Here is a 15,176-nt window from a genome sequence, read left to right as displayed (position 1 = left end):
CCGGGGCCCTGGCCCGCCGTCCGCAACGGCCCTCAGCCGGACCCGTCTTCACCGCCGTACCCGTTTCACCGTCACACCGTTCAACCGTCACGCCCGTCTTCACCGTCACGCCCGTTTCATCGCTCGTCCCGACCGACCGCTTTGACGGCCCCGCCCCTACCGCCGTCTGCAACACCGCTGCCCGGAGGCACACATGTCGACCGCCCAGAGCCCGCTCCACCTCGCCCGCCACCGGGCGGTCCAGGCGCTGGCCGCCACCGGCGCGGCCGCGCTCCTGCTCACCGGCTGCGGCTCGTCCGGCTCCTCCGACAAGGGCTCCGCCGACAAGGGCGGGGCGTCCGCCTCCGGCGCCCCCGCCGCGGACGCGGCCGGCGGCGGCAGCGGCGGCGGCAAGCGGACCGTCAAGGACGCCACCGGCAAGGCCGTTGAGATCCCCGCCGAGCCCAAGCGGATCGTCACCCTCACCCAGGAGGACCTGGACGCGGTGCTCGCCCTCGGCGTCAAGCCGGTCGGCATCACCAACGGCCAGGGCCTCAACGAGCCGCCCGCCTACCTCAAGGACAAGGTCCAGGGCGTCCCGGTCGTCGGCAACCTGCTCCAGCCCGTCATGGACAAGGTGATCGCCGCCAAGCCCGACCTGATCCTGGCCGGGGACATGCAGGACGAGCAGATGCTCAAGCAGCTGCGCGAGATCACCCCGGCGACGCTGGTCACCATGGCCCCGACCGACGAATGGAAGCTCTCCTTCCGCGGCATCGGGAACGCCGTCAACAAGCTGGACCAGGCCAACAAGGTCATCGCCGACTACGACGCCAAGGCCGCCAAGGCCGGCGGCGAGCTGGGCGCGAACAAGGGCGCCGCCGTCTCCATCGTCCGCTGGAACCCGACCGGGCCGAGCTGGATGGAGAAGAAGCAGTTCGCCAGCGGTGTCGCCCTCGACATGGGCCTGACCCGCCCGAAGACCCAGGACAAGGACGGCAACGCGCACACCCCGGCGCTCAGCCTGGAGAAGATCAACGAGATCGACGGCGACTGGCTGTTCCTCTCCACCCTCACCGACGACGGCAAGGCGGCGCTGAAGGACGTCCAGTCGAAGCCCGCCTACCAGGAGCTGGGCGCGGTGAAGAACAACCACACCGTCACCGTGGACGGCTCGGTCTGGTCCACCCGCGGCGGTCCGCTCGCCGCCGACGTGGTCATCGGCGACATCGGCAAGGCGCTCGGCGCCAAGTCCTGAGGCGGGGGGACACCCGGCGTAGGGCGCCCGGCCTGCGGTGTCCGTCGCAGGGGTCCCGTCTGCGCCGTCCCGGAACCCGCCGTCCCGGAACCCGCCGTCCCGGCAACCGATGTCCGATCCAACCGAAGGAGCGCTCCATGGAGTTGACGGTCGAGGGCCTCACGGCCGGATACGGCCCCGGGCGTCCGGTGCTGAGCGGCGTCGACCTCACCCTGCCCGCCGGGCAGGTGGTGGCGATCGTCGGCCCGAACGGCTGCGGCAAGTCCACCCTGCTGCGCTCCGTCGCCCGGCTCCACCGGCCCGACGCCGGGCGGGTGCTGGTCGGCGGGGAGGACGTCTGGCGGCTGCGCCCCCGGCAGGCCGCGCACCGGGTGGCGCTGCTCCCGCAGAGCCCGCAGGCGCCCGAAGCGGTCACCGTGGCCGGGCTCGTCCGCTACGGACGCCACCCGCACCAGGGCCTCTTCCGCCAGTGGTCGGCGGACGACGAGCGGCTCACCGCCGAGGCGCTGCGGGCCACCGGGGTCGACGCCTTCGCCGACCGCAGGCTGGACCGCCTCTCCGGCGGCCAGCGCCAACGCTGCTGGCTGGCGATGGTGTTGGCGCAGGACACGCCCGTCGTCCTGCTGGACGAGCCCACCAGTGCGCTCGACCTCGGGCACGCGGTCGAGGTGCTGGAGCTGGTCCGCACGGTGGCGGCGGGCGGGCGCACGGTCGTCATGGTGCTGCACGACCTCGCGGCGGCGGCCCGGTACGCGGACGTCGTCGTCGCGCTGCGCGACGGCAAGGTGGTGGCCTGCGGGGCGCCGCGCGAGGTGGTGGACGCGCCGCTGGTGCGGGCGCTGTACGACATCGACAGCGACGTGCTGGCGGCACCCGGGGACGGCGCGCCCGTGATCGTGCCGCGAGCGGGAACGCGGACCGGTACGGGTGCGGGCGCGGCTACGGGTGCGGGTGCGGGGGCCGGCGTGGGGCCGGCGCAGGGGGTGCGGGCGGCCGCGGGCTGAACGGCCACGGGCCGTCCGCCGTGCCGTCGTCCGCCGTGCCGTCGTCCGCCGTGCCGTCGTCCGTCGGGCGGTCGTCCGTCGGGCGGTCGTCCGCCGCCCGGCGGGTTGCGATCCGGGCGGCGGGTGCGTGTGGTCTGCTGGGGGCGCCGCATCCGCACCCGCCGCGCTCCGGGAGGCCCACCGGTGTTCCGTCGTTCCGCCGTCGTGTCGCTCGCCCTGCTGCTCGGGCCGGTCGCGGCCGTGGGCTGTTCCTCCGCCACCGGCCCCACGGGGGCGCCCTCGAACCTCGCCACCTCCGCCTCCTCACCGCTCCCCGCCGGGTCGGCCTCCGCCTCGGCCCCGGTGGTCCGGGCGACCGTCACCGACGGGCTGCAGTCGCCGTGGGGCCTGGTGGTGCTGCCCGACGGGGACCTCCTCGTCTCCGAGCGGGACAGCGGGCGGATCTTCCGCGTCTCCGCGAAGGACGGCACCCGGACGGAGGCCGGCACCGTGCCCGGTGTGGTGGCGGGCGGCGAGGGCGGCCTGCTCGGCCTCGCCCTGTCACCCGGCTACCCAACCGACCACCTGGTCTACGCCTACCTCAGCACCGACGCCGACAACCGCATCGTCCGCTTCCCGTACGACCCCGCCCAACCCGCCACCCGGCAACTGGGCGACCCGGCGGTTCTGTTGACGGGCATTCCGCGCGGCCACCGGCACAACGGCGGCCGGATCGCGTTCGGCCCGGACGGCCTGCTCTACGCGGGCACCGGCGACAGCAGCAATCCCGCTCTCGCCCAGGACAAGGGCTCACTGGGCGGAAAGATCCTCCGGCTGGCCCCCGACGGCACCCCGGCCCCCGGCAATCCCTTCCCCGGCTCGCCCGTCTACTCCTACGGTCACCGCAACGTCCAGGGGCTCGCCTGGGACCCCCAGGGCCGGCTCTGGGCGTCCGAGTTCGGCCAGGACAACTGGGACGAGCTGAACCTGATCCGGCCCGGCGCCAACTACGGCTGGCCCGTGGTGGAGGGCATCGGCAACCGCCCCGAGTTCACCGACCCGGTCGTCCAGTGGCGCCCCTCGGAGGCGTCGCCGAGCGGCATCGCCTACGCCGACGGAGCCGTCTGGGTGGCCGCCCTGCGCGGCACCCGGCTGTGGCGCGTCCCGCTCGACGGCGAACGCCTCGCCGCCGCGCCGCAGGAGTTCCTCACCGGCGCCTACGGCCGCCTGCGCACCGTCGTCGCGGACCGGGACGGCACCCTGCTGCTGGTCACCAGCAACACCGACGGCGCCGGCGACCCCCACCCCGGCGACGACCGCATCCTGCGCCTCTCGTTGCCGTAGTGGCGCAGGCCGCGGGTCATCGGTCCCGGCGGTGGTCGAAGACCTCCAACTCTTCGGCCAGGACGTCGAAGTGGAGCTCCGGAGCCCAGAGCCGGCGCTCGCCGACCACGTAGAGGCGGCGCTTGGCGCGGCTGGCGGCGACGTTCAGCAGGTTCGGGGTCTCGGCGGCCCAGTGGCGGGCGCCCGGCGAACCGCCGCCGAGGACGAGGATCACCGCGTCCGCCTCCTTGCCCTGGGCCTTGTGGACGGTGGCGCAGCGCTCCTCCAGGAGGTCCCTGGTCCAGCCCTCGCGACCGCCGCAGATCCGCTTGCACTCCTTGACCAGCTCCCGGAACGGTGCGATGACGCGCAGCCGTTCGATGCCCACGCCGTGCAGTTCGAGCTGGTTGAGGACGAATTCGAAGGCCCGCCCGTCGCGCGGGCTCCAGGCGGCGCCGGCCCTGCGTTCCGGGTCCTCGGTGTCGAACCAGCGGCTGGGCAGGAGCCCCGGGTGCTCCTCGTCGGGGAACGGCTTCGACGCGGTGCCGTAGACCATCAGGCCGTCGTAGGCGACCCGGTTGCTGACGGTGAACATGGGCTCCTCGCAGCGGCGGTGGACGCGCAGGGGCGAGCCCACCCACACCTGCTCGTCGTCGGCGTCACCGGTGGGGGCGGGCAGGTAGGTGCCCCAGTGGTTGACCCGGTCGGCGACCGCCTGCGCCGAGGTGCCGGACGGCAGCCACTCCTCGTGGACGCCGTACGCCTCCAGCAGCCGCCGCTGGAGGGCCGTCGGCATCGTGATCACGGGCGTGAGTTGCAGCGGGTCCCCGACCAGGACCGCCCGGCGCGCCCGCCACAGCGCGCCCACGGCGGCCTGCGGTGCGGCCTGCCCGGCCTCGTCGACCAGCACCCAGCCGATCGACTCGCGGTCGAGCCGGGCGAACATGCTGCCGATCGACGAGAAGGTCGAGGAGATCACCGGAACCACCAGGAACAGGGTCTGCCAGGCCTGTTGGACCTGCTCGTCGGGGACGGGGCCGCTGGTGCCGGCCATCAGTTCCATCAGTACCTGGAGGTTGCCGCGCACCTTCTTCGCGGACCCGGCGACGAGAGCGCGGTGCAGGTCCAGGGCGCGCAGGAACAGGTCGCTGCGGGCGGTGGCCCAGGCCTCGTCGGCCCAGGGGGAGCCGAGTTCCTGCTCCTGGTCGGGGAGTTCGGCCCAGTCCCGGGGGAGGGACGGCAGTTCCAGGGCTGCCGCGTCGAGCCGCTCCCGGCCCTCGCGCAGCCCGGCAACGGCGGCTTCGAGCTCCCCGGCCGCCCTCTCCGCCTCGCGGCGGGCGTGCACCGACCCGGTCCGTGCCCGGGTCTCCTCGGCCTCGGCGCGGCGCTCGCGGTCCTGGGCGGCCGCCAGGCGGCCCTCCCCGGCCGCGGCCTCGGCGGCGATCCGTGCCCGGGCGTCCACTGCGAGCACCTCGGCCCGCACGGAGCGCCCCACGGTGGCGAGTTGGTCGTCGAGGCCGGCCCGGCCGGTGTCCAGCAGGTGCAGGATCTCGGCCTGGGACCGGCCCCGTTGCTCCTCGGCGGCGCGCCGGTCGGCCGAGGTCTGCAAGAGGCGGCGCAGTCCGCCGCGCAGGCCGCCTTCGACGCCGGCCGGGGTGTCGTGCCGGGTGGCCAGGGCCTCCACGTACCGGCGCTGCTGTTCCGCGACCTCGCGCTCCGCGGCGAGGTCCGCCCGGGCGGCGGCCAGGTCGAGGTCGGCCTGGCGGAGCCGCTCCTCGGCGGACCGGCGGGCCGTGGTGGCGGTGGCGGTGGCGAGCGTGGCCGCCGCGGTGGCCTGTTCGGCCTCGCGCAGCCGGTCCCCGGCCTCGGCGTCGCGCGCCCGGGCGGCCCGCACCGCGGACCGCAGGTGCTGGATGCGCTGCTCGGCTGCGGATGATTCGACGGTGTCCAACAGTTCGGCGAGAGCGAGGCGTTGGGTGCGCAGGCGCTCCACCTCGGCCTGCGCGGCGCGGAACGCCGCCACGGCCTCCGGCCAGGACGGCACCGGCTCGGCGGGGCCCGCGGGAGCGGTGGGGCCCGCGGGAGCGGCGGCGGCGCCGGGCCGGCTCCGGGTGCGCGGTGGAGTCGGGGGGATCCAGCCGCTGAGGACGGCCTGCATCCCGCGAAGCGGCGGCAGCCCCAGGGGAGTCCGGGCGGCGTTCTCCTCGGGGGGCAGCCGGCCCCACCAGAACCGGTCGACGAACTCCTTGCGGTTGGTCTTGTTGCCGAGCACGGTGGCGATCAGCCCCCACGCCGGGGCGCCCTTGAGCAGGGCCGAGGCGAGGTCGGCGAAGTGGCCCTCGTCCGGGTGCCAGTGCTCGGCGAGGGCACCGAGGCCGGGCAGTTCGGCGGTGATGTTCTCGACCGCGCCGTTGTTGGAGGAGGTGACCACGATCTCGAAGCCGGTCAGCCGGGGGTCGAGTGCGGCGACGTAGCGCGCATGGACGCCCTGGCGGTCCTTGCCGTACCACGGGCGCCCGGTGAACGCCTGCTCCGGCCGGTCGAACTCGGCCATCAGGGCCGCCCGTTCGACCACGAGGGCGGCGACGAGGTCCCGCAGCATGGTCGTCTTGCCGGTGCCCGGCGGCCCGTTGACGGAGAACAGGCCGCCGGTCGTTCCCTCGCGGGCCCGGAGCAGCCGGTTGACGGCGAACTGCTGGCTGAGCGCCAGCGGGTGGCGGGCCTCGGCGGGCCAGCGTCCGGCCGGGGTCAGCGCGGGACGGACGCCGGCGAGGACGGCGGCGCGATCCTCGCGGACGTCGGTGCGGTGGGCCGGGTCGAGCTCTTCGCCGGCGCTCAGGTAGGCGGTCAGGGCCGGGCCGAAGCCCTTGTCGGCGGCGGCGCGGACCCTGGCCAGGTCGGGCGGGAGCAGGCTGTTGAGGAAGAGCTGGCCGACGGTCGCGGATGCCCGGGCGTCCTTGGGGCGGCGCACCAGGCGGCTCCTGATCCGGATGGTGGCCGGGTCCAGGAGGTGCTGGACGCCGCACAGGTCGGCGATCTGGGCGGTCAGTGCGACCAGGTCCGCGAAGGAGACCGGCCGGGGGCCGTCGTCCTCCCCCGCGCCCGGGGCCGGCAACTCGTCGTCCACCGGGAGCGCGGCCGGAACTCCGCCGCCACCGGACCGGGCCGTGGTGGCGCTGCCGCCGCCCGGCGCCGTGTCGGCACCCGCGCCGCCGGCGCCCGCCGGGGCTCCCGCGTCCGCCTGCGAGGTCCCGCCGGTGCGGTCGCGGGCGGCCCGGCGTGCCTCGACCCAGTCGACCGTCCGCCGGACCAGCGGCTCCACCGCGCCCTGGGCGGCCGCGCCCGCGACCTCGCCGAACAGGGCGGCGAGCGCGCCGACCGCCGCGCCGCCGAGGATCTCGGCGACGAGCCGCTGCCAACCGCTCCCGGAGCGCCCGCCGTTCGGGTCGGCGCCGGGCCGGGTGGCCCGGTCGCCGGCGGGCCGGCCGGAGTCCCGGAGCGTCGCGTCGGGCGGCCCGGGCCGCCGGGACTCCGCCCAGGCGACGTGCGGGATCGGTGTCGCGGTGAGCTCCCGGACGGCCAGCCCGAACGCCTCGTCCAGGTCCTCGAATCCGTCCAGCCAGCCGTCGGCCGACGGCCCGGGGTCGAAGAGCCGCCCGGCCGCCCAGGCGCAGGCGGACACCACCGGGGTGTCCTCGACCAGGCGGCCGTGCTCGTCCAGGACCAGCGCGTACATCGCGCTCTGCCCGTTCAGCACCAGCTCCCGGGCCGGCACGCCCGGGTCCGGGTCGGTGCCGTTCGGCAGCGCCGCGATCATCGCCTGGCGCAGCCGCTCCAGCTCGAACACCCCGCCGTAGACCTCGTGGCGCCACATCTTGCCGCGCGGGGCGAGCCGGGCCGCCGTCACCGGGTGGCCGGGCGCCCAGGGCAGCAGCGGGCGCGGCTCCCCGGGGACCGGGGTCAGGTCGCACAGCGCCTCGTCGGCACCGCCGGACCGGCCGGTGCGCCGGCGGCGGGGGGCGGGGATCGGCGGCGGGCTGAACAGCTCCACCGCCCGCCAGCACTCCAGCAGCGCCTCCTGGCGCCGGGTCTCCGCCCGTCCGGTCCCCACCGTTTCCCCCGTGCCGACCAGGCGGCCCGGAGCCGCTTCGTGTGCCGATCAGATTCCGGGCGAATCTACCGGATCGGGGCCGGAACTTCCCATCGTTCACCCGTTCGATGGGTTTGGAATCGAGCCTGCCCGGAGGCTGTCCCCCGGCCGACGCGTTGTCAGTGTGTCCCGTTACGTTCCTCGCATCACTGACCAGCAGCTGGGAGGAGAGCGGCCGTGGCGTGGGTGGAAGCGGGAACGGGCGGCTACCAAGTCGCGCTCGACGAGGAGGGCAAGGTGGTCTGCCGCAACGCGGCCGGCCGCCTGTTGAAGTCCGTCCCGTCGAAGCTGAACGACGATCCGGTGGTCACCGGGCTCAGGCAGCTCACCGAGTGGCTGGCCGGGCACCGGCGGCGCTGCCTGGACGACGCCGAGCGGTGGATGGTGCGCTCGCTGCCGGTGCCCGCCGCCGTGGTCACCGCGGTCTGGGCCGACGAGGCCTGGCAGGAGGTCCTGCGCGACCTGGTGGTCACCGGCGCGGACGGTTCGGTCGCCGGGTTCCTGCGCGGGGCCGACGCCGAACGCGGGCTGGGCCTGGTCGACCTCGACGGGGACACCGTGCGCCTCACCGACGCCGAGATCCGGATACCCCACCCCGTCCTGCTGGACGACCTGGACGAGCTGCGCGAGTTCGCCGTCGAACTCGGCGTCGCCCAGCAGGTCCAGCAGCTGTACCGGGAGGTGTGGCACCGCCCGGCCGGCGCCGACGCGCCCGGCACCGAGGTCACGACCTACGCGGGCGGCCGCTACAAGGAGCTGCGCGAGCTGCTCGGCCGCTGCGCCCGGCTTGGCTACCGGGTGCGCGGCGGCCACGCCGTCCTGCCGGTCGTCGAGGGCGGCGTCGCCCTGGAGGCCCGCGTCTGGGTCGGCGACTACTACGAGTACGACGAGTGCGAGACCGGCGCACTCAGCTGGACGGGCCAGGGCGGCAAGGTCCTGCCGCTCGCCCAGGTCGGGCCGGTCGCCTGGTCCGAGGGCATGCGGATGGCCGCCGCGCTGCACGCCGGCCGCACGATCGAAGGGGAGGAAGCCGCATGACCACCAGCGCCACCGACACCGGCCGCACCGAGAGCGGCGGCACCGGTACGACCGGACAGCGCGAGCGCCTGCTGGACGCCGGGGCGGTGCTCCCGGCCGGCACGCTGCCCGGCGCCGGACGGCCCGACAGCCCCGCCGACGTTCTCACCGCCCGCAGCTACGCCCACCCCGCGCTCGACGGGCGCCGGATCGTCCGGCTGGTGCCCGGCGCGCTCGGCCCCGCCGAGGACCTGGCGGTCGAGTTCCTCGGCCTCAGGCCCGCGGAGGAGCCCGCCGAGGTCGGCCAGGTCCGCCAGGAGGCGCTGGGCTTCCCCGCCTGGGCGCTGGTCCACGACCCGGCCAACGGGCACCACGCGCTCGCCCTGGTCAAGGAGATGGAGCGGCTCGCCCGGCAGGCCAGGTCCAAGCCCGGGCACGCCAAGGACGGCTTCGAGGCGCTCGCCGTGCGCCTCGGCCGCGCCGTGCCGCACTTCCTGCCCACCTACTGCGAGGAGGTCGGCCGGATCTTCCTCGAACAGGGCAACCAGACCTACGCCGGCACCTTCTTCGGCAAGGCCCGCGAGGCCGAGCGCACCCACAGCCTCACCGTGGACGAGGAGCGGCTGCGCGCCGTCTTCCTGGAGTTCGCGCTGGCCGGCGCGCTCACCGTCAAGTCGCTGCGCCAGTACGTCAAGGAGCTGAGCACCCGGCTCGACCCGCTCACCGCCTGGCAGCGGTTCCGCCAGCTCTGCACCGAACGCTCGGCAGCCGGCATGGCCCCCTACGCGGGCGTCGCCGAGGACGCCCGCGCCCTGATCCGGGCCGCCGGGCTGGACCGCACCGAGCACGAGCGGGCGCTCCTCGCCGAGCTGCTCGCCTCACCCGCCGTCAACCGGGCGCCCGGCGCGTTCTGGAAGTCCTGGCACGGCGCCGTCATCGACCTGGGCCGCAGCGACGAGGCGGTCCGCGCCCGCCTGCTGGAGATCCTGCCCGACCCGGCCGGCACCTCCGACCGCAACGCCCAGGACGCCTCCTGGCTCGCCGTCCTCGCCGAGAGCGGCGCCGAGCAGCTGCTCACCGGGCCGCGCACCGCGCCCGCGGAGGGCGCCGGGGCCGCCGAGGGTGCCGGGCCCACCGATCCCGCCGACTGGCTGCGGAGCTGGTGCAACCACGTCGGCCGGGGCTGGAACAACGACAGCCCCGGGTCCGAGACCATCGCCCTCGCCGGCCGGATGGCCGGCCGGCTGCGCGCCGACGGCGTCCCGGTCGACCTGCTGACGGGGGTGCGGCGCAGCACCGTCCAGCTCGGCGTGCTCGACCTGCTGCTCGCCGAGGGCGTCCCGGTCGCCGACCCCGCCGACGGCCTCTCCCTCGACCTCTCCGCCTGGGTCGCCCGGTCCGGGCCCGACAGCCGCACGCTCGCCGCGCTCGCCGCCGACCCGCGGTTCCGGCCCGCGCTGCGCGCCGCCGTCCCCGGCGCCTGGGACGCCGCCGTGGCCCGGCAGGTGCCCGCCCTCCCGGTGCTGCGCGAGCTGTTCGTCGAGTGGTCCGACGCGCGCGCCGACGAACTCCTGGCCACCCGCGGCCTGGCGAGCGCCGCCGACCTGCTGCGCGTCCTGCGGACCAGCCGCACGGCCATCCGCAGCGAGAACCCGGCCGCCGCCGAGCGGATCGCCGGGCTCGACGTCACCGGCCTGCTCGCCCGCACCCTGCGGGCCGGCATCCTCGACGAACTCGGCTGGCCCGCCCTCGAAGAGGCGCTCCGCAGGCTCGGCGTCGAGTCGGGCACGGCACCCGGCGGCCCGGCCGGCCGGCAGCTCCCCGAGGGCCTGTACACCGAGGACGCCTGGCCGCACCTGATCCTGGCCCGCAAGGACCAGGTCGTGGTGACCGGCCCACAGGGCATCGTGCTGGAGCACACCCTGCGCATCCCCGACAAGCTGGAGCGGTGGCAGCGGCCCCGGCTCCGCTACGTCGACGGCGAGCTGCTCGTCGCCTGGTACCGGGAAGGCAAGCAGCACGCCTACTGGTCCGGTCGTCCGGCCGAGACCTTCGTCCTCGGCGGCGAGACCGTCGTCCGCTACTACGGCGGCAACGACGAGCCCGGCGTCCCGTCCCTCCCGCTGCCCGGCGGCGGGCGGACCACCGGAGAGCGCCCCCTGCACGCCGGGGACACCCGGATGCCCGCCGAGCACCCGGTGACCGGCGACGGCACCGGCCACTGGACGGTCCGCCACGGCCGGGGCGGCGGCCACCTCACCGAGCTGGACCCGGCCACCGGCACCCTCGGCCGCGCCGCCGAGCCGCCACGGATCGCCGCCACCGCCGCGGCCGGCCGGCTCGACGTGCAGCGCACCCGGCTGCTGCCGATGCAGCCCGGGCTGGAGGCCACCCCGCTCGGCACCGACGGTGCCGCGCTCGGCAGCTGGGTCCGGGTCGACGGAGGCCGCGTCACCACCGGTACCGCCGACGGCACCACCCTCGTGCTGGCCGGTGACGGCACCCACGCCCGGCGCTTCCCGGTCGGCCGGCTCGCCCTGCCCGGCGGCGCCCGCCCGCTGGTCGTCGAGGAGCGCGGCGGCGGCCTGGCCCTCGCCCTGCCCGACGCCGCCGGTGCCCACACCGACGCCCACACCGACGCCGACCCGGCGGCCGGAACCCACGCGGCCGGAACCCACGCGGCCGGAACCCCGGCGGGCGGAACCGCCGGTGGCACCGTCACCACGGCCGACACGGATACCACCGCCGACCTGAGCGTCTGCCGTCCGGGCGGGCTGGCCGCCGCCGGCACCGCGTACGTCCCGCCGCTCGTCCACTGGCACGCCCTGCGGCCGCGCGACGAGGAGGGCTCGCGCGTCCTGCGCGCCGTCACCGCCCAGCAGGCCGCCCAACTGATCGACGCCGCCTGGCCGGTGGACGTCGAGCCGGTGCCCGCCGACGAGCAGCGCTGGCTCACCGTCCAGGGCACCCGCCGCCTGCTGGCCAACGGCAAGAAGTCCCGCAGCAGGGTGCCCGTCACCGCGGTCGGCGAGGCGCTGCCCGGCGTCTCCCACCCGCTGCTGCGCGCCGGCGTCGCCGGGCTCGCCCGGGCCGCCGCCGACCTGCTCGACCGGGTCGCCCGGTTCCTCCCGCAGCCCGAGGCCGAGGCGCGCCCCAAGGCCGACGCCGCCCGGCGGAGCGCCGCCTACCAGCCCGAGCACGGCCGTGACCACGAGCTGCGCCAGGCCGTCGGCATCCTGCTCCCCGACCTCGGCGGCTTCGGCCCGTCCTGGGGGAGCGACGGCGGGTGGCTGGCCCTCAACAACCTGCGCACCGTCACCGCCGTCCTCGCCGCCCCGCCCGCGGTGCCCGAGGGCGGGGAGGGCTGGTCCACCCCGCTCCAGGTCCGGCTGCTCGGCGACGACAACCACCACGGCTGGCTCCACCTGCTCGGCCGGCTCGGCACCCTCGCCTACGCCGCCGCGGCCCCGCTCACCGGGAGCGCCGAGCGGTCTTCCCTCGTGGTGCTGCTCGACGAGTTGACGAAGGGCCTGCTCGCCGACCGCGGTGCCACCCTGCGCGAGATCACCCTCAGCGAGCCGCTCGACGAGGCGGGCCGGGAGCACCGGCACAAGAAGCGCGCCGGGCAGGTGCTGCGGCACGGCGACCGCACCGTCGTCGTCCTGGGCTGCCGCCACCACCACGGCGACCGGGTGCACTGGCTCGCCGTCGACCACGACCCGAGCGGCGCGTTCGGCCCCGTCGCCCACTTCACCACCGTCGAGGAACGCAACACCGAGGAGCGGATCAGCGCCGCGTGGCTGGCCGGGTTCCGGCGGGTCCTGGCCCTGCGCGGCGCCACCACCCGGGAGCCGGACCACGCCGCCGACTTCGCGGCGCGGACCGGCATCGGCACCACCCGCGCCACCCTGCTGCTCAGCCCCACCGGCACCCTCTTCCACTGGTACGGCAACGTGCTGCCGGCCGACCGGCTCAAGGAGTACGGCCTCAGGAACACCGAGGCCAAGGCCGCCCGCGACTGGCTCCGCGACCGGGACCGGACCTCCCTCGCCGACGTCTGGGGCGCGCTGCTGCCCGCCGATCCGGAGAGCCTCTGGACCGAGGGCCCCGACACCGCCGCCGGGGCGGCCCGCTGGACGGAGCTGTTCGGCACGCTCGTCACGCTGCCCGAGGACGCCCAGGCCACCGTCAGCGGCGCCGACATCGGCCACATCGAGGCGGTGCTCAACCCCGCCCGGACGCCCTGGCTCAGCCGCACCACCGGCTACCGGGTGCGCGCCGACGAGGACGGTGGCGCGGTCCGCCTGCGCGCCGACGACCCCGCCGCCGTGCCCGGCGGCAACACGCTCGCCGGGACGGTCGACGCCCTCCGCTGGCTGGCCTACCACCTGCCCGCCGACAGCCCGCTGCGCCCGCTGCTGCCGCAGGCCGTCGCCGCACTGCGGGCCCGCCTGGCCGACCCCGGCCTGCTGCTGGACCACGACCTCCATCTGACCTTCAAGGACCAGAAGCTGGCCGCCGTCCTGCGCTCCCGGTACGGGCTGCCGGCCGAGGGCGGCGCCGACGCCGACGGCCTGGTCCGCTGCGGTGAGGCACTCGTCCTCGCCCCCGGCGGCGGCGAGGACGAGCACGTCTGGCTGCGCCCGGCCGGGCTCACCGGCGCCGACGACCCCCTGCTGGAGCTGCTCGGCGGGCTCTCCGCCAGCTACTGGTTCGCCGGCGAGCGGCGCGCCCTGGAAGCGGTCCTGAGCGGCGAGCTGGAGCGGCTGGTGTCGCTGCCGGAGGCCGGGCCCGAGGGCGGTGCGCCGACCGGCTGGGCGCAGGACCCGCAGCTCAGCGTGCCCGACCTGGTCGCCGAGGCCGTCAAGGCGCACGGCCTCGGTGAGGACGCCGCCGCGCTCTACCTCCAGCTGCTCGCGCTGCCCGACCCGACCGACCGCAACGTCGCCCGCTGGACCGGCTGGAAGCCCGCCCGGCTGAAGCGGGCCCGCGCCGAACTCGCGGCCACCGGACTGGTGCTGGAGGCCAAGCGGGCCCGGGCCGGCCGCAGCCTCTTCCTGCCCGGCGGCTGGCAGGAGGCCAAGGCCCCCGGCCTGCCCGCCGAGACCTGGAAGGCCGGCCTGTACGAACTGCCCACCCACCACACCGTCCTGCCGCACCTGTCCGTCCCGGAGCTGTTCGCCCGGGCCTGGCAGCGGATCGGCGACGGGGACACCCCCGGCTACGAAGAGCTCCGGACCAGCAAGCGCAGGAAGGCCCGCCGATGAGCACCACCGAGACCGTGAACACCCACCCCCCGGCCGCCGGGCCCCCTCCCGCCCGGACGGCGAAGGCCGGGACGCCGACCCCGACGCGGCAGAGCGTCCCGGCGGAGGAGAAGTACGCCGCCGAGCTGGAGTTCCTGGCCGCGCACGACTCCGGCCCCCGCCCGCCGGGCTGGCGGCTCACCCCGCGCGCTGTCGTCACCTTCGTGATGGGCAGCGACGGCGAGAAGCTCAAGGCCGGGCGGAAGAGCCTCGCCGTCGAGCAGAAGTTCGTCGGTGAGCGGGCGCTGGTCGAGCGCTGCGTCGTCACCCTCGCCGGCGAGCGCGGCCTGCTGCTCGTCGGCGAGCCCGGCACCGCCAAGTCGATGCTCTCCGAGCTGCTCGCCGCAGCCGTCTGCGGCACCAGCGCGCTCACCGTCCAGGGCACCGCCGGCACCACCGAGGACCAGCTCAAGTACGGGTGGAACTACGCCCTGCTCCTCGCCAAGGGCCCCAGCAGGGAGGCGCTGGTGCCCTCGCCGGTGCTCACCGCGATGACCACCGGCGCCGTCGCCCGGGTCGAGGAGGTCACCCGCTGCCTGCCGGAGGTCCAGGACGCCCTGGTGTCGCTGCTCTCCGAACGGCGCATCGCCGTCCCGGAGCTGGCCGGCACCCCGGACGGCCAGCTGCACGCCGCGGCCGGCTTCACCCTGATCGCCACCGCCAACCTGCGGGACAAGGGCGTCAGCGAGATGTCGGCGGCCCTCAAACGGCGGTTCAACTTCGAGACGGTCGGCCCGATCGGCAGCCTCGCCGCCGAGGTCGAGCTGGTCCGCCGCCAGTCCACCGCCGCCGTCGCCCGCGCCGGAGCGCCGTACGCGGTGGACGACGCGGTGCTGGAGGCACTCGTCACCGCCTTCCGCGACCTGCGCACCGGCCGCTCCACCGAGGGGTGGGACGTCGAGCGCCCGTCCACCGTGATGAGCACCGCCGAGGCCGTCTCGGTGGCCACCGCCCTCGGCGTCTCCGCGGCCTACCTGCCCGACGGCGGCGACCTGCTCGGGCGGCTGCCCGGCCAGCTGATCGGCGTCGTCCGCAAGGACGACCCGTCGGACGCCGCCCGCCTGCTGGGCTACTGGGACGGTCCGGTCCGCCGCCGTGCGGAGCAGGGCGCCGGCACCTGGCGCACCCTGTGGGACCTCCGCCCGGCACTGGAGGCGTGA

Annotated in this window: 7 protein-coding genes; 6 read left to right on the top strand and 1 reads right to left on the bottom strand. The window is 76.2% G+C overall.

All coding sequences use genetic code 11. From position 1 onward, the window contains the following. The first annotated feature begins 193 nt into the window (after positions 1 to 193). From J5Y04_RS02205 to J5Y04_RS02195, 3 genes are all read left to right on the top strand, one after another. Entirely contained in the window at positions 194 to 1,237 is a 1,044-nt protein-coding gene (locus J5Y04_RS02205) for an ABC transporter substrate-binding protein (protein ID WP_209409625.1), read from the top strand. Positions 1,238 to 1,374: 137 nt separating this feature from the next. Further along, entirely contained in the window at positions 1,375 to 2,241 is an 867-nt protein-coding gene (locus J5Y04_RS02200; RefSeq protein ID WP_209409615.1) for an ABC transporter ATP-binding protein, read from the top strand. Between the two features lie 183 nt (positions 2,242 to 2,424). Beyond that, entirely contained in the window at positions 2,425 to 3,564 is a 1,140-nt protein-coding gene (locus J5Y04_RS02195; protein WP_209409613.1) for a sorbosone dehydrogenase family protein, read from the top strand. A 16-nt stretch (positions 3,565 to 3,580) separates the two neighbouring features. Here the strand turns inward: J5Y04_RS02195 and J5Y04_RS43410 are convergent, their stop codons facing one another. After that, the gene (locus tag J5Y04_RS43410) at positions 3,581 to 7,654 is read right to left on the bottom strand and encodes a DEAD/DEAH box helicase (protein WP_209409611.1); all 4,074 of its coding nucleotides are present in this window, start codon (positions 7,652 to 7,654) and stop codon (positions 3,581 to 3,583) included. Positions 7,655 to 7,870: 216 nt separating this feature from the next. Between J5Y04_RS43410 and J5Y04_RS02185 the strand changes: the two genes are divergently transcribed. Genes J5Y04_RS02185 through J5Y04_RS02175 form a run of 3 tightly spaced genes read left to right on the top strand, consistent with a single transcriptional unit; the run spans position 7,871 to position 15,176 of the window. Continuing rightward, positions 7,871 to 8,731 carry a DUF4132 domain-containing protein gene (locus J5Y04_RS02185; protein WP_209409609.1) on the top strand — a complete coding sequence of 287 codons (861 nt, stop codon included), beginning with the start codon at positions 7,871 to 7,873 and terminating at the stop codon, positions 8,729 to 8,731. Then, positions 8,728 to 13,977 carry a hypothetical protein gene (locus tag J5Y04_RS02180; RefSeq protein WP_245203971.1) on the top strand — a complete coding sequence of 1,750 codons (5,250 nt, stop codon included), beginning with the start codon at positions 8,728 to 8,730 and terminating at the stop codon, positions 13,975 to 13,977. The genes J5Y04_RS02185 and J5Y04_RS02180 overlap by 4 nt, the downstream gene beginning before the upstream one ends. Then, complete coding sequence (locus J5Y04_RS02175) at positions 13,974 to 15,176, top strand: AAA family ATPase (RefSeq protein ID WP_209409607.1); 1,203 nt, start codon at positions 13,974 to 13,976, stop codon at positions 15,174 to 15,176. The genes J5Y04_RS02180 and J5Y04_RS02175 overlap by 4 nt, the downstream gene beginning before the upstream one ends.

The organism is Kitasatospora sp. RG8 (assembly GCF_017813315.1).
Classification (GTDB): domain Bacteria; phylum Actinomycetota; class Actinomycetes; order Streptomycetales; family Streptomycetaceae; genus Kitasatospora.
The sequence above is the reverse complement of the archived record's forward strand: the minus strand, read 5'-3'. Positions and strand labels throughout refer to the sequence as shown.

Excerpts from the sequence above, each read along its gene's own strand:
- J5Y04_RS02205 (WP_209409625.1), top strand. The coding sequence starts at position 194 with ATGTCGACCGCCCAGAGCCCGCTCCACCTCGCCCGCCACCGGGCGGTC.
- J5Y04_RS02200 (WP_209409615.1), top strand. The coding sequence starts at position 1,375 with ATGGAGTTGACGGTCGAGGGCCTCACGGCCGGATACGGCCCCGGGCGT.
- J5Y04_RS02180 (WP_245203971.1), top strand. The coding sequence starts at position 8,728 with ATGACCACCAGCGCCACCGACACCGGCCGCACCGAGAGCGGCGGCACC.
- J5Y04_RS02175 (WP_209409607.1), top strand. The coding sequence starts at position 13,974 with ATGAGCACCACCGAGACCGTGAACACCCACCCCCCGGCCGCCGGGCCC.